Below are 23,391 nucleotides of genomic sequence, written 5' to 3' on the forward strand. Positions count from 1 at the left end.
ATAATCGAGCAAAATATATCATAAACGAGTAATCGCTGCAAATGACGGGCTGGACGGGGCCTCAGAACGATTTTCGCGGCGCTTCAGTCGACATTTGAACCATCACGGGGCCATCGTGCCCGCGCTTTTCACCGTGCAAGCGGCAGTGACTTTCTCGCCGTCGCTGAACGAGAACGTCAGCGGGATCGTCGTGCCGATCTTGAGGGGCTGTTTCGGATGTTCCAGCATCACGTGATAGTTGCCAGGTGCGAAGACGAGCGAGCCGTGCGCGGGTACCGCTACCTGATCGACCATTGCCATCGACGACGTGCTGCCCTGGCTTTGCGTCCGATGCAGCATGGCCATGCCGAAAGCCTCGGAGCCGACGCCGACGAGATTGACGGGTTGGTCGCCCGTATTGCTGGCCTTGAAATAGCCGCCCGAAGGCAGATCGCCCGGCAAGGCGCGGATCCAGCAGTCCGATACGCTCGCAGTTGCCGCGGCACCTGCGAACGCCTGAATGGATGAACCGCACAGCAAGGCGGCGAGTAGAAGGTTGCGGGGTGTCTTCATGGTGTGCTCCTTGGTTTTGACAGCGGGAATAAAGCGTTAAGCAGGTTGCCGCGCGGCGCGGCCAAAAATCGTGCGGTCGGCAAGCCACACCGCGAGCAGCGTGGCGCCCATCAATGGGAAGACGATGCCGAGCAGAACGAGGCCGGTTTTCCAGCCGCGCATCGGCGGTGCAGCACGTTCGCGCGACGGCGCACCGAGCGAGCGCTGCGGCCGCCGCTTCCACCACATCACGAAGCCGGTCACGGCCATTCCCGCTAGCCCAAGCGAAATCACGGCGCAGAGAATCTGATTGGCGATGCCGAAATAGCGGCCCATATGCAACGATGTTCCGTATGACACTGCCTTCGATACCGCGCCGTAGTCGCCGTAACGGATGTCTTTCAGCACCGCGCCGCTGTATTGATCGATGTACAGCGTGCGTTCGTCTTTCGGGTCGGCCGGAAAGTACGAGACGGTGTAGACGCCCGTAGCGGAAGCGGGTAACACGATGTCGTAGCCGCTCGGGACACCGAGCGATGCGACGAGAGCGGCGATGCGTCCAAGTGGCAGCGTTTGCGCTGCGTGCGCATCGGCGGATTGCGGCACTGGGGTGTTGCCGACGGCCCATGGCGTGAGCGGCAACGGCAGGTCGTCCATCACCATGCCCGGCATCGAATCCATAGTCGCTTCGTGCGCGCTGTGCTCGTCGTGTTCATTGGGTGACGCATGCGCCAGCTGCGTTTTCGCAGGCATCGCCGCGGTGCCCGCATGCGCATCGGCGTGCATGCCGGGCAGTGCGGAGCGCAACGGCAAGCCGCCCCACGATCCCGGCGGCGCGCCGAGATTGGCGGCGGTCGCGAGTGCCTTGAACTGCTTGCCCCACGAACCCGTCCAGGGCAGACCGCTCAGCACGAATACGAGGGCGCCGAGCGCGAGCCAGATACCCATCACGGCGTGAAGACTCTTCCAGAACGGGCGTCCTTGTAGCGAGAAACGTGGCACCAGCGCCGCGCGTGCGGAGGCGCGTGGGGTGGTTTTGTCGCGCGGCCACCAGAGTGCGACGCCGGTGCCGATCATCACCAGCGTCCAGCACGCGGCCAACTCCATCAGCAATTCGCCTGGCTTGCCGAGCAGCAGCTTGCGATGAAGCATGCGGTCCAGCTGCATGAAGCGGTGCTCGACGCTCAGCGTGCCCAATACTTCGCCGCTGTACGGGTTCAGATAGACGCTCTGCTTTTCGCCGTTGGCGAGGCGAAAGATGAACTCGGTGCTGCGGTTCGGCGCGCGCGCAATGGGCGCGGTCACTGCACGCGCATTGGCCGGCATCGCCGTGCGGGCTTTAGCGAGCAAAGCATCTTCAGGTAGCCTGGGTGTGGCTTGCGGTGCAACGATCAGGCGGTGCGGGTAAAGCAGCGGCTCGATTTGCGGCTGGAAGCAATACAGCGTGCCGGTGATCGCAAGCACGACCAGAAACGGCATCACAAAGAGACCCGCATAAAAGTGCCAGCGCCAGAGCGTGCGGTAGCCGGCGCTCGCCGAGCTTGCCGATGAGGTCGTGCGTTGAGCAGTGGTGGTGGACATTGAATCCTCCTGAGGCAGATAGTGGGTCGATCGGTTTGCGCAGCGATGCACGCGCTGGTTTGCCACTCGCGAGTGCATCGAATGCATCGACTACAAGGCGCATGTAAATCGCGTGTTCACCTTCACATGCGCAGCTTCGCCTCGACGTAGAACGTGCGGCCCGGATACGGGTGATAGACGAAGTAGCGTGCGTCGAACAGGTTGTCCACGCCAATGCCGACTTCACTCAGCTTTGTCGGTTTGAACGTGAACTTCGCATCCGCGACCATGTACGAACTGGTGCCACCGAATACATCGGGATTCGTGTCGGTATTGGTGAGCGTGTTGTATTCGCGGCCGGAATAACGCGCGGCAAGCGTGAGCGCCGAGCGTTCGTCGATGTGATACGTCGCGGCGAGATTGGCGCGCCACAACGGAATCCGATAGAAGTACTTGCCGACGGTCGCGGGGTTCTGTGCATTCGCTATGATCTTCGACTGCGTGTACGCCACGCTCGCCAGCAGATCGAGACCGCGTACGAAAACATCCTGTCCGGAGTAGCTCGTTTCGACGCCACGTGAACGCACCTTGCCGATGTTCTGGAAGTTCGTCACGTTCGGAATCACGGTCGTATCGGTTTGACTGAAGATCGTGTTCTTCACGTCGTCCTGAAACAGCGAGAAGCGGAACACGCCATTCCAGTGCGCCCATTCGGCGGTCAGCTCTTTCGAGAGATCGTCTTCGGGCTTCAGATTCGGATTGTTGTTGATGATCGACGAGCCGTTGATTTGCCCCTGGAACATCTCACCTACTGTCGGAAAGCGATAGGCGCGGCCAATGGAAGCGCGCAGGATCAGATCGTCGGTGACATCGAACGACAACGAGGCTTTCGGCGAGAAGTGATGCTGGTTCGCGTCGCTGTACGGAATGGCTTTGCCGGGCAGCGTTTGCGAGCCACCGTAGGCTTGCCAGTCTTCATACCGCACGCCATAGACCAATTTCCAGCGAGGCAGAAAGTGCCATGCATCCTGCGCATACAGCGCCTGGGTCTGCGTCTTCCCGGAGAACGCATTGGCAAACGACGTGGCCGCGCCGTCGCGCCAGTTCAGCGTGTTATAGCTCTCGTTATCGAGGAAGTAGTTGTCGTAGTGATAGCCAAAGCTCAGCGCGTGGTTCGTCCACCCCGCTTGCGGCGTGACGGGTGTGTAAGTCGTGCGCAGATCGAGCGTTTTCCAGCCGGTGCCGTCGCCGAAAATCACCGTGCCGGGGCCGTTGCCCGGCGCACCTGAATTCGCGGTGCGCGCCACGCTATTGCCGATGTCGTAGTACGAAGCGATCGCTTCGCCGTTCCAGCCGGTGGCGTTGCGGGTCTTCAGCGTGAGGCCGTATAGCCAGTTCTCGCTGTGGCCGAGACTCGGGGCGAGGGCGGCCGCCGGAATCGTGTACTCGTAGCCGCCTATCGCGACCTTGCCGCTGTATACGGGGTTGCCGTTCGCGTCGCGCAGGAAACTCGACGTCGTGCTGTTGTAGGTCTGGTGCCAGTAGCCAAGCGTAAAGGCAGCCTGCAGTGTCGGCGTGAAGTCGTACTGCATCTTCAGCTTGAACTGGTCCTGCACCGTATGTTCGATCCCTTCGCCGTTCACGCCGAGCACCGCGGTCGGCGTATTGGTTTGGTTGTTATAGAAATACGCGCCAGTAACCGGCGTGTCACCGGCTTTCGCGGGCGTGCTGGATTTGGCGAGCGTGGCGAATTGCAGCGGCTGGCTCGTATTCTCCAGGTGATTCACGCCCAGGAAATAGGAGAATTTCCCGATGCGGTCGCCGATCGACGCGCTCGCTTCGCTGCCATTGAAATTCTGATTCACACCGAACAGGCCGAAGTGCTGGGTGAAGGCTTTGACGTCGGCGTCGGCTTCGAACTTCTTCGGCATGCGGGTGCTGATGAGCACCGTGGCGCCCACCGAATTGCCCGGATAGAGCGCGGAAAACGGCCCGTAGATCACGTCGACCTGCTGGATCTCGTCAGGAAACACCATCGACCAGCGTGGCGGAAATGAATAACTGTTGCCGAGCAGATTACTGAGCAGCAGGCCGTCCGCATAGACAAGACCGCGCGCGCTCTGTGTGTTGCTGGTGCCGCGTACGGCGATGATCGAATTCAGATCGCCGATAAAGCGCTTGCGCACGGCGAGGTTCGGCATGTACTTCAACACGTCTTCGGTGTTGACGACGTTCCAGTTGTCGAACTGTTCACGCGTCACTGTTTCGACCGAGGCCGGCAGGTTGGGGTCGACGGCACGCGGGGTAGCGACGGCATTGGCGGTGACGCTGACAGCGGGCAGCGTGGCCTCAGCGGGCGCGCTATCCGCGTAAGCCGGGGATGCGGTAAATGCTGGCGCGAACGCTGGAACTAACGCTGGCAGACAAACGGGAAAATACGACAGCGGCCGCCGACCGGATGTAATGCGTCCGGCGCCGCGGCGGGCGCAAAAGGGCAGCCCTCGCAGAGGGAAGTTGAACATGAACGTTTCCTTGATGCATTGAACAGGCGATCGCGCGCCCCTCAGCAGGTGCGACGAGATGCGCGATCAGGAACAACAGCGATCAGGAAACGGCAGGCGGGTCTCTTGGGCGTCCGGACGGGAACGCGCCGAGCGGCGTGAAGCGGGTGGAGAGGGCGGGCGGCGCGGTGCCGGCCAGCGCGAGCGCGGCCGGCGGTTCGACGGCGGCGACGCTCGGCATGGCGACGTAATGTTCGAGCAGGTGGCAGTAGCCGCATGCGCCGAAGGCGTCGTCGTGGCTTAGATGGACGGGTGCCGGGCTGGTATGCGTGGACTGGCTCGCCAGGCTTTGAGTGCCCGGTTGTAGCGCCGAGCAGAGCGCGGCGAAGGGCTCGTGTGCGCGGTTCGACACCAGCGTCTGACTCACGACCGGCGCGAACACGACGAGCCACATGGCGATCAGGCCAAGCCATGCGGTCATGCGATTGCGGGAGCGTAGAGTCATGATGGTCGAGGTAAAGACGCGGGCGATTCTAGCACTGCCGCGCGGTCTTTTCTCGTGTGATTCCGCTTATTGCGTTGGATATAGCGTTGGATTAGAAGCCCGAAACCCGCTTATTCCGGGCGTTACCGCGTGGCCATTTCCCCTAAGCTGCGTGGTACATGTTTCTCGGCATGGGCCGCTTTGAAGAGGGCTGGCGCTTGTACGAGTGCCGCTACGACCAGCCGGGTTTCGTGCATCACAAGACGCGGGCGATGTTGAACTGTCCGCAGTGGCAGGGCGACACGCTCGCCGGCAAGTCATTGCTGGTCTGGCAGGAAGACGGGCTCGGCGATATGGTTCAGTTCAGCCGCTATTTCGCCTTGCTCAAGGCGCAAGGGGCCGCGCATATCGCCTTTGCGTGCGTGCCTGCGTTGCACCGGTTGATGGCTGCGGTGGACGGTGTCGACGCCGTGCTCGATCACGACACGGCAATGGTCCGCGTGGCCGCGTCCACATACGACTGCTGGACGACTCTGTTGAGCGCGCCGCTGCATTTGCGTACGACTGTCGAGACAATTCCGCGCCCGGTTCGACTCACGGTCGAGCCGTCGTTCGTCGAAAAGTGGCGGCCGGCGCTCAAGACCCTGCCGCCCGGCCGCAAAATCGGGCTGGTCTGGAAGGGCAACGCGAAACACCATAACGATGCGAACCGGTCGATCCCCACGCTTGCCACGCTCGCGCCGCTTTGAAGCGTGCCGGGTCTGAGCTTCGTGAGTCTGCAAAAAGGTCAGGGCGAGGATGAGGCGCAAAACCCGCCCGCCGCTCAGCCGTTGCTCGAGCTCGGCTCGGCGGTGAACGATTTCGCGGACAGCGCCGCGATCATCGAGCAACTCGATCTGGTGATTTGCGTGGATACGTCCACAGCGCATCTGGCCGCGTCGCTGGGCAAACCGTGCTGGGTGATGCTGCCGGAGAAAGACATCGACTGGCGCTGGATGCACGAGCGTAGCGATTCGCCGTGGTATCCGCACACGCTGCGGCTGTTTCGCCGGGCAGCGGGCGAAGGCTGGTCTGTGACCGTCGAGAGAGTGCGACAGGCGTGTGTGGAACGATTCTCCTCCGAGAATGCCGCCGAATTCCTCATTTGACACGCCGTTCACGCTGGCGGCCCGATTGCGCTGAAGTATGGAACTGGCTCTCGGTCGCCTCGATCGCGTGGCCGAGGAACTGCAGGAACATGCTCATCGCGACGGTCGTGGTCAGGTCCGAGCGTTGATAGAGGCAACTGAACGATTTCGCACCGGCATCCGCGAGCGGGGTCCACGCGAGCTTGCGCAGCGTCACGTCCTCCGCCACATTCTCCGCAATCAGGAAACCGATACCGACATCGTTCGCAACGAGCCGGCGCACCATCGAAACGGAGCTGGTCTCCACCAGCGGGCGTGCCTTGCGCTGCTCCCGGTGGTCGATCTGATCCACCATTGCACGCAATTCCGTATCCGGTGTCATGAGGATGAGCGGGTAGTCGAGACAGTCCCGCAATCGGGGCCGCTTGCCGAGCTTCGTCAGCGGATGTCCGGGTACTGTGACCAGCCCAAGATGCTGCGAGAAGGCGCGCACTTCCACGACGCCAGGCGGCGGCTTGCGGCGCAGGCCATAGCCGATGTCGGCTTCGCCGGTCTCCACCCACTTGAGGATGCTCTCGCCGTTGCCCGAGCGCACGCTGTACGTCACCCCCGGATAGCTTTTCATGGCCGCCTGAATGGCCTCCGGCACCAACTGCTCGGCGGACGAAGGCGATACCGCCAGGTTGATATGCCCGCGGCGCAGCGAGCGCAGGTCTTCCACCTGAGTCATCGCGTTATCGAAATCACGCTGCCCGCGCCGCACTGCAGCAATGATGACTTCGCCGGCCGTGGTGAGTTGCATGCCGCGCGGCAAACGGTCGAAAAGCGGCGAGCCGACCTGCTCTTCCAGGTTGAGGATTTGCTGGTGCACGGCCGCTGCGGTGAGGTGCAGCGACTCGGCCGCCTTGCGGATCGAACCGCGCCTGACTACCTCGTCGAAACAGCGGAATGTCTGCGATATTGGACGCATAAATCGAGCGTATGGTTTTTCCATACGGGCCGTTAAGAATAATCAGGTTTTATTGACGGGTGGGATAGCCTAGATTGCACTTCATCATCTTAACGGAGCGAACCGTGACCACGACAGTCGATCAAATTACCCAGCGGCGCCGCGGCGTCGGCCTCATCGCTTACGACCCGAAGGCTTCGGCTGGCGGCTACACGCTTATTGCCCCACAAACGGCGGGCGGCCATGTCTATCTCGTCGACATGGTGGGCGTTGTGATGCACGAGTGGAAGATGCCCGTGCGGGCCGGACGCCACGCGGTGATTCTTCCCAACGGCAACCTCGGCTACAACGGCAACCACGCAAAGTCGGAAAATCGTTACGCGCCGTGGTCGATGTGGCATGGCGGCGATTTCTCCGAAGTTACGCCTGAGGGCGAGGTGGTCTGGCATTACGAAGATCCGGCGCATCACCATGACGCGCAGTGGCTCGCTAACGGTAACCTGCTTTACGCCGCGTGCGCGCCGGTGCCGGCGGGATTTTCGGAACGCGTGCCGGGCGGCACGGCGCACGGTCCCGAAGAAGTTATGTATGCCGACGTGATCCGCGAAGTGAATCGCGCCGGCGAGCTGGTGTGGGAATGGAAAGCGTGGGAGCACCTCAATCCCAAGGACTTTCCGATCGCAGCCGGCTTCGGCCGGTATCACTGGCCGCTCGTCAACGGACTCGGCGTGAATGCAAAAGGTGAGGTGCTGATGAGTCTGCGCACCACGTCGGGCATTATCGCCGTCGACCGCAAGACGGGTGGCGTCACGATGCACATTCCGCCGAGCGTGGTATCGCACCAGCATGCACCCGTCGCGCTCGCCAACGGCAATATCCTCACGTTCGACAACGGCAATTTCCGCACCGGCGCGCACGTGGTTTTCTCGCGTGTGCTCGAGATCGATCCATCGAACAACGAAGTAGTGTGGTCGTACGCCGACGACATGGTGAATGCGTTCTACAGCGCGTTCATGGGCAACGCGCAGCGACTCGCCAACGGCAACACCCACATCACCGAGTCCGCAACAGGCCGTCTCTTCGAAGTGACGCCGGCAGGCGAGGTGGTGTGGGAATACGTGATTCCCTGGTTCGGCGAATACCCGGACGAAGCGGCGCGCAAAACCGGCCCCGGCCAGTTGAACAGCGTCTTCCAGACCTTCCGCTACAGCCGCGAGCAATTGCCGTGGCTGCGCGCCTGAACGCCGCGTTTTCGATCCCTCGGGGGTAACGTGAATCCAGACCCAGCCACACATAGTGTCGATGCACGCTTGCCCGCGTGGCAACTCGTGCTGTTCGGCTTGCAGCATGTTCTGTCGATGGCGGCATCGCCCGTTACGGCGGTTTTTCTGGTGTCGAGGATGTTGTCGCTCTCGTCAGACATGACCGTGCATCTGATTGGCGCGACCTTCTTTGCCTGCGGCGCGGGTACGCTGCTGCAATCGCTCGGGGTGGGGCCGGTCGGTTCGCGGCTGCCGTTCGTCATGGTGCCGGGCGGCGCGCCTGCCATGCTCTTCGCCGTCATTGCCACGCAGACGGATCTGCGCACCGCCGCGGGCGCGGCGATCCTCACCAGCCTGTTCTACTGGCTCGTCCTGCCGGTATTCGCGCGCTGCCTGCGGTTTTTCCCGCGTGTGGTGGTGGGAACGATGCTGTTGCTGGTGTCGGTGAGTCTCATCAAGATCTACGCGGGTATCATCGTCGGCCAGCCGGGAACGCCGGGCTTCGCGCAGCCGCAGTCGCTCGGCCTCGCGCTGCTCACGATCGTGGCCACACTCACTGTGGCGCGACTGTTCACAGGCACGGCGGGGCGGCTTGCCGTGCTGCTCGGCCTCGCGATCGGCACGGGTGCAGGCTGGGCAATCGGGCTGATGCCGGCAGGCGGCATGTGGGGCGCTCCGCTCTTCACACTGCCGACGCTGCTGCCCTTCGGCATGCCGCGCTTCGACCTGCTCGCCGCACTGCCGATGCTGATCTTCAGCGTCATCTCGATGGCCGAGGCAACGGGGCAGACGGTTGCTGTCGGCGAGATCACCGGCAGGAAGATCGACATGCGCCGCGATGTGCCGAGGACCATTCGCGGCGATGCGGTGGCGTCGCTGCTCGGCTCGCTGCTGGGCACCTCGCTCATCATCACGAGCGCGGAGAACATCGGCGTGGTGCAGACCACCGGCGTGCGCTCGCGCTATGTGACTGCGACGGCCGGTGCGATGCTGATGGTCATCGCGCTGTTTGCGCCGCTCGGACGCTTCGCTTACGCGATTCCTGCACCGGTAGTAGGCGGCACTGCTTTGATCGTATTCGCGATGATCGGTGTGATGGGCGTCAACCTGCTCGGCAAGGTCGACCTGCACGCACGCGGCAATCAGTACACGCTCGCTGCGGCACTCGTTGTGGGGCTGATACCGATTCTGGTCCCGAACGTGTACGCATCGTTCCCCGGCTATTTGCAGATCGTATTGGGCAACGGCATGGCGGCGGGGACGCTCGCCGCCATCGTCGTCAATCTGTTTTTCGGCACGTGGCGCCTTAGGTCCGCGGAGAAGATCCACGCAACCTGATATCCGGTTTTATTGCACCTGATCGAGCTTCATTGGGCTTGAAATAACGCCCCGCAGTCCTCCCTCGAACGCTTCAACCCATACGCCATGAAAACCAATTTCGCTTTCCACGCGACGATCGTCGCGTGTCTGGCTGCGCCCGTCGTTTCTACGACGGCCAACGCCCAGAGCAGTGTCACGCTGTATGGAAGTCTCGATGCGGGTGTCGGCTATGTGAGCAACCTGCATGGCGCTCATGCTTATATCGCCGAGCAGGGCACGCTGCAGGCCGACCGCTTCGGCTTCCAGGGTGTCGAAGATATCGGCGCGGGCAGGTCGGTCGTGTTCCGGCTCGAGAGCGGTTTTGTCACGACGACCGGTGCATCGGCCAGCACCAGTACTTTCTTTAATCGCCAGGCTTACGTCGGTATGTCCGATCCTATGTTTGGCACCGTGACGCTCGGCCGTCAGACCGACTGGAATTTCGATTGGCTCGGTTCGGTATCGACCGGGCAACTGCTCGGGGACTTCTCCGCGTTTCATCCCGGCAATCTCGATGGCCTCGGAAGCACCTTGCCGGTGCAGTTGTCGAGCACGGTGAAATGGAAGAGCGCGAATTACAACGGGTTGAGTTTCGGCGCGCTCTACGGGTTTCCCGGTGCGTCGGCCAGCAACACCAACGGGCGGACGATCAGTTTCGGCACCAACTACACGAATGGGCCGCTCAAACTGGTGGCGGTGTATTCCGAATACCGCGACCGTTTGCTGCCCCTTTCCAATGGACTCGGCCTGACCTCGTTCGAAGGACAGACGCTCGCGCCCGGCGCAAGCTTTAACGCGAAACAGGTGCGCGACATGGGCATCGGCGGATCGTACCGCTTTGAACGCGTGACATTGCATGCGCTCGCAACGGATGTGCGGATTCAGTCAGACGGCGGCAGCGAGCACTTTCGCAGCATCGACGGCGGCGTAAACGTGCGTTTGACGCCTGCGGAGGAGGTCGCGGCGGGCGCGTGGACCGCGACACTCGCCGGGCGTCGCTGGACTCAATTCACCATGGCGAACGTGTATTCACTGTCGAAAGCGACGCAACTTTACGCGGACCTGATGTTCGAGACCGCGGGGGGCGGGGCGGTGGCGAATACGCTCGGGATCGGTGCGGCGTCAGGTGGAAGGCAGACTGTGTTTCTGAGCGGGATCCATCATTTGTTCTGATTTGGGCGCAAGGCGACGTGGTTGCAATACGCGTCGCACCGCGCTTTCTGGGCGTGAACTGCAAGGCCCCTTGCTGGCCGCATGCCCAACCTGCGTGCAGGGGCCGGGCCGGTATTCAGGATTTCCTTACTCCATATTCCGGGCTTCCTGACTCTGCGGCGCATACTCCCGGTTCTGCAACGAGTGCAGAATAGACGAAACGAGAACCACAGCGCTCGCGGGGATGATTGAACGACATTTGAAATGTGAACCTGAGCCATGAGCGATCCGAACACACATGCCGGCGAAGGTCCGACGATCCTCATTGCGAATGACACGCCGGCAAATTTCGGGGTGGTCGTCGACAGCCTGATCGCCGATGACCACGCGATCGTGCGCGGCGGTTTGAAACAGATCATCGCGACAACGAGCGACATCGTCGCCGCCGCCGAGGCCGCACAGGGTTCAGAAGTGCTCGAGCGGCTACGCACGGGACAATTCGATCTTGTGCTGCTGGACATGACGATGCCCGGGAGCAGCGGGGTCGATCTGATCCGGCGCGTGCGTGTCGAACAACCGCGCCTGCCCATTCTGATGCTAAGCATTCACAACGAAGGGCAGGTCGTTTCGCGAGCACTGCGAGCCGGCGCAACAGGCTATGTGACGAAGGACAGCGACCCCGACATTCTTCTTGCAGCGATCCGCAAGCTGGCCGGCGGAGGGCGGTTCATCGATCCGAAGCTGGTCGATGCAATGGTCTTCGAGACACATTCCGGCGACGCGCCGCCCCATGAGGTTCTGTCGGACCGCGAATTCCAGGTGTTGCGAATGCTGGCGGCCGGTAAGAGCATCAACGACGTTGCCGAATCGTGTTCGATGTCGCGTGCTATGCTTAAATCGACAACGGATCTCCACGAAACAGACCTGCATCCGTGTCGACGACAAGGCAAGTGCCTTCCGGAATACTGTACCGGTCGGCACAGGGCTGAACCGGGCACGACCTCGATCGCTGATCATGGACTACCGTCATCTGCAACAGCGCAAGAGCCTGCACGGTCGCATCGTGCGGGAACTCGGCATGGATATCGTGAGCGGCAAGGTACAGCCGGGTCAGCGCTTGCCGGCTGAGACTGTCCTGTGCGAGCGCTATGGCGTGAGTCGCCCGGTACTGCGCGAAGCTACACGCGTGCTCGTGGCGAAAGGGCTGGTGGTGTCGAAGCCGCGTGTCGGCAGTGTCGTGAAGTCTCGCGCGGAGTGGCATATGCTTGACCCGGATGTCCTGTACTGGACGATCAACAGCGTTCCGGAGGGCGAGTTTTTCGGTTCACTCCTGACTGTGCGTCGCGTGATCGAACCGGCGGCGGCAGCACTCGCCGCGACCGCAGCGACAAGCGACGATCTTGCGCGCATTGCGTCGGCTTATGACGAGATGGAGCGTGCGGAAACCGCAAGCGCGCTACTGGATCCCGATCTCGAGTTTCACCGCGCAATCATGGCGGCCACCCACAACGACCTGCTGGCCTATATTGGCAACATGCTGTCTCTCGCCCTGTCGGAATCGATCAAGCTGACGAGTCGTCATCCCGACACGCATGCGCTTTCGTTGCCGCGTCACAAGGCGATTCTCACTGCGATCCAGAGCCGTGACCCGCTCGGCGCGCGACATGCAAGTCTGGTCCAGCTCGACAATGCACGTGTGGACGCCGAGAGCGTGCTGGAAACCGTGACCCAGTATCCGGCGTAGCCCTCATCCGAGCGTGACATACCCGCAATTCAACTGGAAATCCACCGGCTTCCAGTACGCCGCGCTTCACGTGTTCGGCGAGCTTTCGAAAGTGCGCATTACACGGTGTCGACTCGGACCACGTGTTGCAGATCCCAATAATTGGTTTGCCGTGAAACTCGTGATCTGGAATGCCCTGGTTCTTCATCCAGCTTCGGTAAATGAAGCCGTTCTTGTCGGCTGAGCCGAACCATTGAGCGGAGCGTAGCGTGTGCTATCCAGTCTTCATATCCGTCTCCTCCATGAAGCTGCTTTGATAGTAATACTATTAAAGCGGCGCATAGTGTGGATCGTGCCGATACCGGAGGGACGGCGTCCGTAGGCTCAAGCCCATGCCAGCATTGCATTACGCCGCACTGCTGACTTTGATTACAGAAAGCTTCGCTGCGCCGCCGGAAATTAATTAGTCCGACTAGTTAAGGGTATACATCGATTAGTAGGCAAAAGTGCCGTGATATAGCATTTTCTGCAGGGTCGTCATGTGTACGCGCGTGCACGCGGGCTTCGTGATGTAGTGATGCCCGGCTCCGGTGCTTTTCCGGCCTGCGCCGTCATGCACAGTGAAGTGTTAAACAACTGAGAGACGGAGAGTGAGATGGCGCACGAGCAGGAAGACAAGGATGAAGTGCAGGGCATGCGCCGCGGTCTGCTGCAGGGCGCTGGCCTGAGCGCAGCGCTGGCGCTATTGGGCGGTGTGATCACGCCGGCGCAGGCAGCAGAAGCGGGTTCGTTTCCTGGGCACAAGCGTTGGAAGATCGTATTCGTCAATCATGTCACGACGAATCCGTTCTTCGTTCCTACGCAATACGGCATTCAGGACGCGACCGCTTTGCTGGGAATGGACTATCAATGGACCGGCTCGGCCAATGCCGACATCGCCGAAATGGTGAATGCAATGAACGCCGCGATTGCCGGGAAAGCGGACGCAATCGCTGTACCGATCGTCGACCCCAAGGCGTTCGATAAACCGATCCAGGCCGCGCTCGACGCTGGCATTCCCGTGTTCGCCTATAACGCCGATGCGCCCTCTGGCTCGACGAACCCACGCCTTGCCTATATCGGCCAGGATCTCTACCTATCCGGCTATCAGATGGGCGAACGTATTGCGAGTCTCATCGATAGCGGCCTCGTCGCACTCTTTATCGCTACGCCAGGCCAGCTCAACATACAGCCCCGGCTTGACGGCGCAGTGGCTGCGATCAAGAAATCGGGCAAGAAGATCGACGTGCAAACCATCGCGACCGGCGCGACCGTCAACGAAGAGCTATCGAAGATCAAATCGTTCTTTCTCGGCCACCAGGACCTCAAGGGCATGTTCGCGGTCGATGCGGGCAGTACTCAGGGCGTGGCCGAGGTGATGAAAGAGTCTAATCTGCCTTCCAAAGGTGTTCATGGCGGTGGCTTCGATCTGTTGCCACGCACGGTCGATCTGATCCACGAAGGTTTTCTCGACTTCACGATCGATCAGCAGCCTTATGTTCAAGGCTTTTATACCGTGCTCGAAGCGTTTATCTTTCTCGCCTCCGGTGGACTCGTTGGACCGGCCAATATCAACACGGGCCTGAAGTTCGTTACGAAGGGCACGGTCGATCCCTACCTGAGCACGTCGACGCGCTATGAAGGCAAGAGCACGAAAGCCCAGATCGTGCCACGCACGGGGGCGATCAAAGGGTGACGTCTCCCGTGACGCAGACCGAAAAACCCGCCAGACCCCCGAGGCGCTGGTCAGGCGCGCTCGGGCGTTCCAGCGAGATGCGCATCTTTGCGGTTGCGCTGATCCTCAGCATTTACTTCGAGACAGTCAACCACGACTTCCTGCTGACCAGCGCGAGCCTCCAGAATCTCTCGCAATTCATTGCCCCCGTGGCGATCATTGCGTTTGGCGAGATCATGCTGATGATCGGTGGGGAGATCGATCTTTCCGCCGGGATGGTCTTCGCGTTTGCACCTTTCATCATGTATTTTGCGATCGAGGCAGGCTTGCCGCCATGGCTCGCGATGCTCACCGGCGTCATCGCAGCGGGCCTGATCGGGCTGATCAATGGCGCGGTCACGGTGTACCTGCGCATCCCATCCTTTGTGACGACGCTGGGTACGTTGTTCTTCGTCAACGGCCTCACGCTGACGATCTCCCGGGGTACCCCGGTTTCGCCGCCGGAGGATTCGGTTTTTTCGGCGTTCATGGGAGGGTGGGGCTACAGCGAGATCATCTGGACGCTCGCGATTGCCCTGGTGATGCATGTGCTGCTTCGTCATACCCGCTGGGGATTGCATACGATCGCGTCGGGAGCGAATCCGCTTGGCGCAAGCGAAGCAGGCATACAGGTTAGACGCCTGAAACTCGGCAACTTCATCATTGCCGCATTGCTGGCCGGCTTTACCGGGATACTGGAAGGTTTCCGCATAACGTCGATTGATCCGCAAGCGGGCGGCAACCAGATCATGTTTCTTGCGGTTGCCGCTGCCGTGATTGGCGGCACGCCCCTCGCCGGTGGATCGGGCACGATCATTGGTGGACTGATCGGTGCGGCAGTGCTGGGCATTCTCAACGACGGCTTCACGCTGATCGGCATCAACGCTTTCACCTTCAACATGATTCTCGGCGCGGCCATTCTTGGCGCCATGATTTTCAACATCCACGTGGTTCGTCTCGCGCGCAAGGGAGAATTGTGATGTCGGAGACGGTGGAGGCGCTGCGCGGCGAAGATATTGTCAAGCGTTTCGGCGCGGTCACCGCACTTGATGGCGTGTCGCTCACGCTAAAGCAGGGCGAGATTCTCGGCGTTCTTGGCGACAATGGCGCCGGCAAGTCGACGCTGATCAAGATTCTGACGGGGTTTCATCAGCAGACAAGCGGCAAGCTTTTTGTCGGTGGCGAGGAAACGATGCTTCGTTCGGTCGATCACGCCCGTTCGCTAGGCATTGAATGTGTCTACCAGGATCTGGCGCTTGCCAACTCGCTGAGTATTTATCACAACATGTTCCTGAACCGGGAAATCATCCGCCGAGGGCCGTTTCGACTCTTGAACAATCGCGCGATGCGTAATCGCGCTGCGGAGTGTCTTGAAGAAATCGGCGTACATGTCCCTTCGGTGGACCTGCCGGTCGAGCAGCTTTCCGGTGGGCAGCGGCAGGCTATCGCGGTCGCTCGCGCGGTCAATTCGAATGCACGAATACTCCTGCTTGACGAACCGCTCGCAGCAATGGGCGCCCGTGAGGCCGGACTGATTATCGATCTGATCCTTCGGCTCAAGGAGAAAGGCGGCCTGTCTATCGTGATGATCATGCACAACTACGCGCAGACGCTCGACATCGCCGATCGTGTGATGCTGATGCAGCGCGGGCGTGTGACTTACCAGCGAGAGGCAGCCAGCACCTCGGTCGAAGAGTTGATGGATATCGTGCGACGCGAATACCGGGCAATGCGGACAGGCGCGCATTGACGTCCGCCCGTTACCTCTGCGAGCGTTCATTCAGACCCGGTCTTTTTTCTTCGTGAACGGCAGCGTGCTAAACGGTCCGAACAGAAAAAAGGCCAGACAGTTGTATGGCCGGTACCGCTTACTCAAGGCTATTACATCCGAGGTAATTGGCGAGTCGCTCCCGCAAGCCTAATCTTCGGTCATCGCGCAACTCATCCCGAGCGGCGCTTACGATCGAGGACACACCATGGCCACGTTTCACATCCATACGATTGAATCCGCACCCGAACAATCCAGGCCCGTACTTCGGCAACTCGAACAAAACTTCGGCCTTATCCCCAACATCGCGGGAGCCATGGCTGAATCGCCGGTACTGATCGGCGGCTTCATCGGCATTTTCCAGAAAGTCCATGCGGGTACTTTTACGGAAGCGCAGATTCAGACCCTGTTGCTGACCAACGCCGTAACGAATGCCTGTTCATGGGCGGTTGCGTTTCACACTGGGCTCGCGTTGAAAGAGGGACTTTCGCCCGCCGACGTCGACGCCATTCGCGAAGGCCGCGCGCCAGCCGATCGCAAGCATGCGGCGCTCTCGACCCTGACGAAAACTGCGATCGAGAAGCGTGGACACCTGGATGATAAGGACGTGAGCCAGTTTCTCGAGGCCGGCTTCCGTCAGGATCAGGTGCTCGAGGTCCTCACGGTACTCGCCGCTTCGACGATTACGAACTACGCTGGCAACATTACGAGGCCTCCGGTGGAGGCGCCGTTCCAGGACTATGTCTGGACCGCGTAGTTCTCGTCTGGAATAGCCGCCCAGCAACAGGGAGTATGCTGACCGGCGCGGTTCGAACGACAGGTTGGCGCCGGACATCGACGATGTTCCGGCGCCACCGGTCACCGAACCTTTGTCTGTATCAACCCGCGGATAAGAGACCGATGAATCCTGCGAATCCCGAAAGAAAGACACCGCCGAATGAACTCGGCGCGTTGTTGCGTCACTGGCGAGACATGCGCGGCATCAGCCAGTTGGACTTGTCGTTCAACGCGGGTGTCTCACAGCGGCACATCAGTTTTATCGAAAGCGGGCGCAGCGTGCCGAGCCGTCAGATGTTGTTGGATATCGCCCAGACGCTCGACATTCCTCTCCGCGAACGCAACACGTTGCTACTGGCAGCGGGCTATGCGCCAATGTATGCCGACGGCGCCTGGAACGCCCAGGAAATGCAGAGCGTCAGCAACGCACTCGGACGAATGTTGCGTCAACATGAGCCGTTTCCGGCGCTCGTGATGGATCGCTACTGGAACGTGCTGATGACTAACGAATCCGCGCCGCTCTTTTTCAATTGCTTCATCGATATGGCGGCACGCACGGGGCCGCGCAACATGCTGCATCTGATTTTCGATCCGGATGGAATGCGCCCGTTCCTTGCCGATTGGCCAGCCGTGTCGAATAGCCTGATTCAGCGTGTTTATCGGGAGTCGGTCGGCCGCGTGGTCGACGATCAGACGCATGAGTTGCTTGCCGCGCTGCGTGCTTATCCGGATGTGCAAACTGACCTGAAGTCGGCTCAGCGCACCTCGGGGACTGGGGCAGCCTCGGCGGCGATGCCGGTGATCCCTATCAGCTTCGTGAAGGACGGCAAAGTTCTGAACTACTTTTCAATGGTCGCTACTGTGGGCACGCCACAAACTGTCGCTGCACAGGAACTGCGTATCGAATGCATGTTTCCCGCGGACGACGAGACAGAAGCGCGTCATCTTGAGATGATCAACGCGGTCCAGCAACAGCACTGAGCGGCAGAGGCGAGCGAATCGCTGCGCTCGCTTCCTCATCAATCTACTGCCGGCCTGCGCAATCGTTCCTGAACCGCCGTCACACATCCCCGCGCGGTGTGCAAAAATTCCAGCACAACGGCGCCAGCCAATCACACCAGCGCCGCTCCAACGCATCAGAACCGGTGTCGCAAGCCGATGCTGACGATAGCCTGAGACTGCGCATCCGACGAGTGGCTGTTGCCCTTGTCGCTGACCGATGCGGTCGCCGCAACCGGATTGCCGAGCGCATCCAGCGTGACGCCGGACGCGTGCTGATAGCCGCCCATCAGATAGACCGTGGAACGCTTGGACATGTTGTACTGCGCGCCGAGCGTGAGGTTGTGATACTGCGCGCGCTCATCCACACCTTCCACTTCGCCACCACGCGTGTAGCTATAGCCCGCGAACAGTTGCACGGCCGGCCGGACCGTCCATTGTCCGAACACGCCCGCGATGTTGAACGTTGCATGTCCGTTGAACAACGAATCGGCGCCCGAGCGGTATTGCACGTTGCTGTAGTTCACCCCGACGATAGCCGGGCCGAAATTGTACGTCGCGCCCGCGGCGATGATCTGTTGCGATTGCGCGCTCGCGTAGCCTTCATTGATCGACGAATTGAACAGACCGTCGTCCGTGCCGTTCCATTTGCCGGCCGTCGAGTCTTTCGTCCCGCTCTTGCTGCTGTCCGACCGTTCGTAGCCGACGCCCACATGCAGCGGGCCGTTGCCGTATGCCGCGCCCACGCTCCACGTGTTCTGCTGTTTCAGGCTGCCCGGTTGACCGCCGAAGCCATACAGCGCACCGAACGTAAAGCCCGAGTAGTTCGCGCTCGTGTACTTGATCGAGTTGTTGACGCGCGCGGTCTGATCGAGATCGTCGATGTCGCCCGGATGCGCGCCGTAGCCGCCGACCATCGCGACCGGTGCAACGGGCGCGACGAAGTCGTTCAGCGACGTGTACTGACGGCCAAGTGTGACCGTGCCGTATTGCTGGCTGCCGATACCGACAAAGGCCTGACGTCCGAATAGTCCGCCGTTCTGGCCGGTTTTGCCGTTCGTGATGTCGAAGCCGTCTTCAAGCTGGAACAGCGCGTTCCAGCCGCCGCCGAGCTCTTCCTGGCCCTTGATGCCAAAGCGGCTGCCGGAGAGGTTGCCGCTTGTCACCGCGACGTTGGAGTGTCCCGTGTAAGCGCCGGCGGAGCCGGTGCGCTCGTTGCTCCGATACGTGATACCCGCATCGACGATGCCGTACAGCATGACGGAACTTTGCGCCGACGCGATGCCGGCGAAGGACAACAGCAGGGGTGCTGCAAGCAAGTGCTTTTTCATCGTTTTATAGCTCGGTTGGATCGTCTATCTCAAGTCGCCTGAATAGCGATCTCTCTTATTTCCGCGCGCACGCAGTCCGCTCCTGAACAACGGAGCAGACTGCGTGACGCAGGGGGGAAGCGGCTTGCGCGGCCCTTGTTACTCGCTTTGATTGCGAACGCGTAGCAAGGGATGGTGCGATTTAATGGCCAGGTTAGTGGCTCAGCGCGGCGCCAGGCGGCATCTCGGGCGCATGCACCTTGACGGTCTTACGGACCTTGGCGACATCCGTTGAGCTGACCGTCGAACCGGTGTTGCCCCAACTGTTGCGCACGAAATTCGTCACGTCGGCGACTTCCTGATCGTTCAGGCGCCAGCCGAAGGCCGGCATCGTGAACGAGGACGGCGCGGTTGCGGTACCCTGGAGCGTGCTGCCGGTCAGCAGCACGTGAATCAGCGAGGTCGCGTCCTTGCCCTGTACGATCGGGTTGCCGCCTAGTGCGGGGAAAACGCGCGTGTAGCCGCGGCCGTCACTGCGGTGACAGGCAGTGCAGTTGTCGCGATACACGGCGGCGCCAGGTGCGGTGGCGTCGCCGGTGCGCAAGGCGCGTGCCGCCGTATCGTCGTACACGTATGGCGTTTCCTTCGGATCGGTCGACGGCAGCGTCTTCAGGTAACGCGCGATCGCCGTCAGATCGGCGTCGCTCATGTGCTGCATGCTGTGCTGCACGACGTCCGTCATGCCGCCGAAGGCCGCGGTGTGCTGCGTGCGTCCCGTCTTCAGGAATTGCACGAGATCCGCTTCGCTCCATGCGCCGATGCCGGTGCGCGGATTGCCGCGCAGGCTCGACGGAATCCAGCCGTCGATCGCCGCGCCGCCCGCGAGAAACCCGGCACCGTCGAGATCGCTCCGCGCGCGTTCCTGCATCGTGATTGCGCGCGGTGTGTGGCAGGCGCCGCAGTGGCCCAGACCCTGCACGAGGTATGCCCCGCGAGCAATCACTGGATCGGCGTAGTGCTTCGCGTCGAACGCTACGGGCTCAGGCGCGAACAGGTAACGCCAGATGCCGAGCGGCCAGCGCATCGACAGCGGCCAGACGATATCGACCGAACGGTTCGCCTGGTTCACCGGTGCGACGCCTTGCGTGAAGTACGCATACAGCGCGTGCATGTCGTCCTGGCTCAAACGCGCATACGACGGGTACGGCATCGCCGGATACAGCGTGTCGCCGTTCGGCCGCACGCCGGCGCGCACTGCGCGATCGAACTGCGCGAAGGTCCACGAGCCGATGCCGGTGTTGCGATCGGGCGTGATGTTGGTCGAGTAGATCGCGCCGATCGGCGTGTCGAACTTCAGACCGCCCGCGAAGGGCTTGCCCGATTGCGCCGTGTGACACGCAATGCAGTCGCCAGCACGGGCGAGGTATTCGCCGTGCGCGATAAGGGCTGCGTCGGTTTGCGGTTGCGCTTGTGCTGGAGTCGCTGCCTGGACCGCGAGCGGGGCGGACAACGCCGCGACGGCGCAAAAAGATACAGCGCTCACACGTTTGAATGCCTGCTTCAGGCGTTTGATATCGATCTTCTTCTTCATACACTCACCAGCGGCCCGGGGTTCTTCAGATACTGCGTGCGAATCGCACGCGCCGACCAATAGGCGAGCGCGGCGACGAGACCGGTCGGGTTGTAGCCAATGCCTTGCGGGAACGCCGACGCGCCCATCACGAAAACGTTATGCACGTCCCAGCTTTGCAGGTAACGGTTCAGCACGCTCGTCTTCGGATCGGTGCCCATCACCGCGCCGCCGACGAGGTGAGTGGTCTGATAGCGGCGTGAGTCGAAATGCGCGCCGAACTCGCGCGTATAGACGTTGATGTCCTTCGGCCCCATCTGCTGCGCGATCTTGTGCATCTGTCCAGTCACGTAGCGCGCCATCTTGATGTCGTTGTCCTTCCAGTCGAAGGTCATACGCAGCAGCGGCTGGCCGTATGAATCGCGATAGGTCGGATCGAGGTCGAGGAACACGTCGCGATACGACATGTTGGAGCCGTGCGCATCCATCGAAATCGTGTGGGCGTAGTGGTCCTTGACCGATTTCTTCCAGTCGACGCCCCAGTTCGGCGTGCCGGCCGGTGTCGCAATGCCGCTGATCGGTTTGGTGCCGGCCTGATTCACCCACAACGGCGAGCCACCGACAAAGCCGAGCGGACCGTGATCGAAGTTGTCAGCATTGAAGTCGTCCACCGCGACGCCGTTGCCGCCCGCACCGATGAACGGATTGGTAAAGGTGTCCTTGTCGAAGAACGCGGTGATCGTCGAGAGGTTCTGATACGCGAAATTGCGGCCCACCACGCCTTCGCCCGAGATCGGGTCATACGGCTTGCCGATGCCGGACAGCAGAAGCAGGTGGACGTTGTGATACTGGAACGCCGCGACAATCACTAGATCGGCGGGCTGAAACACTTCGTTGCCTGCCGGATCGACGTACGTCACGCCTTTGGCGCGTTTTTTCGTATCGTCGAGTTCGACACGCAGCACGTGGCAACGCGAGCGCAGTTCGAAGTTCGGCGACTGCTTGAGCGCGGGCAGAATGTTCAGGTTCGGCGACGCCTTCGAATACATGTAGCACGCGTAGCCGCTGCAGAATCCGCAGAAATTGCACGGACCCATCTGCACGCCATACGGATTCGTGTACGGACCCGACGTATTCGCCGAAGGCAGGCGGTACGGGTTCAGCCCGAGTTCGCGCGCGGCCTTGCCGAAGCGCTCGGCCGAGTACGTGTTCAACTGCGCGGCGAGCGGGAAGTTGTCGCTGCGCGGTGCTTCGAATACATTGCCGTCGCCGACCACCTTGCCGTTGACCTTATAAGCCTGGCCCGAGGTGCCGAACACTTTTTCGGCGAAGTCGAAATGCGGTTCGAGTTCGTCGTAGCTGACGCCGTAATCCTGGATCGTCATGCCTTCCGGAATGAAGCGCTTGCCGTAGCGTTCTTCGTAGTGGCTCTTCAGACGCAGCTCTTCCGGTGTGATCCGGAAATGCACGCCCGACCAGTGCAGCCCCGCACCGCCGACGCCTTCGCCTGGCAGGAACGCCGCGAGCTGCCGGTAAGGGAGCGCCGTTTCGCCGACGTTGTGACGGATCGACACCGTGGTCTTGGATAGATCGAGGAACAGCTTCTTGCGGACGTTGTAGGTCAGTTCGTCGATCGTGTTCGGATACGCGCCGTCCGGATAGGTGTCGCGATATTCGCCGCGTTCGAGCGCGACCACTTTGAGGCCGGACTCGGTGAGCTCCTTTGCGAGGATGGCACCGGTCCAGCCGAAGCCGATGATCACCGCGTCGGCGTGTGGTTTGGTTTGCGTGGTCATCAGGTGCGTTTTCCCTGGATCGACACGGGGCCATACGGATAGGCCTGGCCGTTCTGATTGACGAAGTCCATGAAATCGGCGCGCGCGCCGGGAAAGCCGATCATCTTCCAGCCGCCCATGTCGCGATTGCCGCCGTGGATCGGGTCGCAGAAGTAGCCTTCGCGGGTGTTTTGCAGCAACTGGCCGAAGAAGACGCCAGCCGGGACGTCAGCGAGATCGATCGATCCTTTTTCCAGCGCGCTCAGCACGGTGTCGCGCGTGGGTGCGTCGAGGGCGTCGAACGGGTGCGCGTAGGTCTTCGTGCAGTAGGCGTTGACCGCTGCGATGCCCAGGCGGTACAGATCACGCGGCACGAGCTTCAACTGATAGCCGAGTTCCGGCGCGCCTTGGGCAAACGGGCCCTGCATGTACCAGAGCGCGCCGTGCGCGTACGGCGTGTCCATCTGGCGGTCGATGAATTCGGGCACGCCGGCTTCGACCGCGCCTGGGCCCTCGCTGTCGGCGGGGATCAGCCGGTCGACGGCCGCATGGACGAAGGCCCATTCTTTCGCGTCGAAGAAATGCGGCTTGTAGTCGGCGCCGGAGACCTGGCCCGCGGAGGCGGCGCCGGTTGAACCCGGCGCGGCTGTGGTCGCGGATTGCTTGACTTCACAGCCGGCGAGGGTCCCGGCGGGAACCAGCGCGACGGCCGTGCGTAAGAAGCCACGGCGAGAAGTGAGAGGAGATTGAGCCATATTGTTCTATGTCACGAGATGGGAGCGCGCCGTGGC

The 23,391-nt window shown here is 61.3% G+C and carries 18 protein-coding genes and 3 pseudogenes; 11 read left to right on the forward strand and 10 right to left on the reverse strand.

What is annotated here, in order from left to right; translation table 11 throughout:
* Window positions 1-102: 102 nt before the first annotated feature.
* From VFE81_RS20550 to VFE81_RS20565, 4 genes are all read right to left on the reverse strand, one after another.
* Window positions 103-552 (reverse strand): copper chaperone PCu(A)C, encoded by a 450-nt coding sequence (locus VFE81_RS20550; protein WP_325046356.1) that lies wholly within the window; start codon window positions 550-552, stop codon window positions 103-105.
* Between the two features lie 36 nt (window positions 553-588).
* Window positions 589-2,112 (reverse strand): PepSY domain-containing protein, encoded by a 1,524-nt coding sequence (locus tag VFE81_RS20555; protein WP_325046357.1) that lies wholly within the window; start codon window positions 2,110-2,112, stop codon window positions 589-591.
* Window positions 2,113-2,234: 122 nt separating this feature from the next.
* Entirely contained in the window at window positions 2,235-4,613 is a 2,379-nt protein-coding gene (locus VFE81_RS20560; protein ID WP_325046358.1) for a TonB-dependent receptor, read from the reverse strand.
* 82 nt (window positions 4,614-4,695) lie between these two features.
* Window positions 4,696-5,097, reverse strand: coding sequence for a DUF2946 domain-containing protein (locus VFE81_RS20565; RefSeq protein ID WP_325046359.1), 402 nt, complete (start codon window positions 5,095-5,097; stop codon window positions 4,696-4,698).
* A gap of 158 nt (window positions 5,098-5,255) precedes the next feature.
* Between VFE81_RS20565 and VFE81_RS20570 the strand changes: the two are divergent.
* A pseudogene (locus tag VFE81_RS20570) lies at window positions 5,256-6,224 on the forward strand (hypothetical protein); the annotation flags it as partial.
* Here the strand turns inward: VFE81_RS20570 and VFE81_RS20575 are convergent.
* The gene (locus VFE81_RS20575) at window positions 6,217-7,173 is read right to left on the reverse strand and encodes a LysR family transcriptional regulator (protein ID WP_325046385.1); all 957 of its coding nucleotides are present in this window, start codon (window positions 7,171-7,173) and stop codon (window positions 6,217-6,219) included. The pseudogene VFE81_RS20570 and the gene VFE81_RS20575 overlap by 8 nt on opposite strands.
* A gap of 104 nt (window positions 7,174-7,277) precedes the next feature.
* Between VFE81_RS20575 and VFE81_RS20580 the strand changes: the two genes are divergently transcribed.
* The 5 genes and pseudogenes from VFE81_RS20580 (at window position 7,278) to VFE81_RS20600 (ending at window position 12,669) form a co-directional block, all read left to right on the forward strand.
* Window positions 7,278-8,393, forward strand: a complete 1,116-nt coding sequence (locus VFE81_RS20580) for an aryl-sulfate sulfotransferase (protein WP_325046360.1) — start codon at window positions 7,278-7,280, stop codon at window positions 8,391-8,393.
* Window positions 8,394-8,423: 30 nt separating this feature from the next.
* Entirely contained in the window at window positions 8,424-9,752 is a 1,329-nt protein-coding gene (locus VFE81_RS20585) for a uracil-xanthine permease family protein (RefSeq protein ID WP_325046361.1), read from the forward strand.
* An 87-nt stretch (window positions 9,753-9,839) separates the two neighbouring features.
* On the forward strand, window positions 9,840-10,946 hold the full coding sequence (locus tag VFE81_RS20590) for a porin (RefSeq protein WP_325046362.1): 1,107 nt from the start codon (window positions 9,840-9,842) through the stop codon (window positions 10,944-10,946).
* Between the two features lie 333 nt (window positions 10,947-11,279).
* Window positions 11,280-11,807: pseudogene (locus VFE81_RS20595) on the forward strand (response regulator); the annotation flags it as partial.
* A 133-nt stretch (window positions 11,808-11,940) separates the two neighbouring features.
* Window positions 11,941-12,669: a FadR/GntR family transcriptional regulator gene (locus VFE81_RS20600; protein ID WP_325046363.1), complete on the forward strand. Its 729-nt coding sequence runs from the start codon at window positions 11,941-11,943 to the stop codon at window positions 12,667-12,669.
* Between the two features lie 19 nt (window positions 12,670-12,688).
* Here the strand turns inward: VFE81_RS20600 and VFE81_RS20605 are convergent.
* A pseudogene (locus VFE81_RS20605) lies at window positions 12,689-12,916 on the reverse strand (dihydroxy-acid dehydratase); the annotation flags it as partial.
* 387 nt (window positions 12,917-13,303) lie between these two features.
* On the opposite strand from VFE81_RS20605, the gene VFE81_RS20610 reads away from it, so the two are divergent.
* The 5 genes from VFE81_RS20610 to VFE81_RS20630 all read left to right on the forward strand — a co-directional run bounded on the left by VFE81_RS20610 (window position 13,304) and on the right by VFE81_RS20630 (window position 17,927).
* A complete protein-coding gene (locus VFE81_RS20610; RefSeq protein WP_325046364.1) occupies window positions 13,304-14,383 on the forward strand; it encodes a sugar ABC transporter substrate-binding protein in 1,080 nt (359 codons plus the stop codon).
* A gap of 77 nt (window positions 14,384-14,460) precedes the next feature.
* Window positions 14,461-15,381 carry an ABC transporter permease gene (locus VFE81_RS20615; RefSeq protein ID WP_414695629.1) on the forward strand — a complete coding sequence of 307 codons (921 nt, stop codon included), beginning with the start codon at window positions 14,461-14,463 and terminating at the stop codon, window positions 15,379-15,381.
* A complete protein-coding gene (locus VFE81_RS20620) occupies window positions 15,381-16,151 on the forward strand; it encodes an ATP-binding cassette domain-containing protein (RefSeq protein ID WP_325046366.1) in 771 nt (256 codons plus the stop codon). Before VFE81_RS20615 ends, VFE81_RS20620 begins: the two co-directional genes overlap by 1 nt.
* A 226-nt stretch (window positions 16,152-16,377) precedes the next feature.
* Window positions 16,378-16,926, forward strand: coding sequence for a carboxymuconolactone decarboxylase family protein (locus VFE81_RS20625; RefSeq protein ID WP_325046367.1), 549 nt, complete (start codon window positions 16,378-16,380; stop codon window positions 16,924-16,926).
* A 143-nt stretch (window positions 16,927-17,069) separates the two neighbouring features.
* Window positions 17,070-17,927 carry a helix-turn-helix transcriptional regulator gene (locus VFE81_RS20630; RefSeq protein WP_325046368.1) on the forward strand — a complete coding sequence of 286 codons (858 nt, stop codon included), beginning with the start codon at window positions 17,070-17,072 and terminating at the stop codon, window positions 17,925-17,927.
* Window positions 17,928-18,082: 155 nt separating this feature from the next.
* Here the strand turns inward: VFE81_RS20630 and VFE81_RS20635 are convergent, their stop codons facing one another.
* From VFE81_RS20635 to VFE81_RS20650, 4 genes are all read right to left on the reverse strand, one after another.
* Window positions 18,083-19,276, reverse strand: coding sequence for a porin (locus tag VFE81_RS20635; RefSeq protein WP_325046369.1), 1,194 nt, complete (start codon window positions 19,274-19,276; stop codon window positions 18,083-18,085).
* A 193-nt stretch (window positions 19,277-19,469) separates the two neighbouring features.
* Window positions 19,470-20,846 (reverse strand): cytochrome c, encoded by a 1,377-nt coding sequence (locus tag VFE81_RS20640; protein WP_325046370.1) that lies wholly within the window; start codon window positions 20,844-20,846, stop codon window positions 19,470-19,472.
* Window positions 20,843-22,621 carry a GMC family oxidoreductase gene (locus tag VFE81_RS20645; protein ID WP_325046371.1) on the reverse strand — a complete coding sequence of 593 codons (1,779 nt, stop codon included), beginning with the start codon at window positions 22,619-22,621 and terminating at the stop codon, window positions 20,843-20,845. The genes VFE81_RS20640 and VFE81_RS20645 overlap by 4 nt, the downstream gene beginning before the upstream one ends.
* Window positions 22,621-23,355, reverse strand: a complete 735-nt coding sequence (locus tag VFE81_RS20650; RefSeq protein ID WP_325046372.1) for a gluconate 2-dehydrogenase subunit 3 family protein — start codon at window positions 23,353-23,355, stop codon at window positions 22,621-22,623. The genes VFE81_RS20645 and VFE81_RS20650 overlap by 1 nt, the downstream gene beginning before the upstream one ends.
* Between the last annotated feature and the right edge of the window lie 36 nt (window positions 23,356-23,391).

It is taken from the genome of Paraburkholderia sp. (genome assembly GCF_035656215.1).
Classification (GTDB): Bacteria; Pseudomonadota; Gammaproteobacteria; order Burkholderiales; family Burkholderiaceae; genus Paraburkholderia.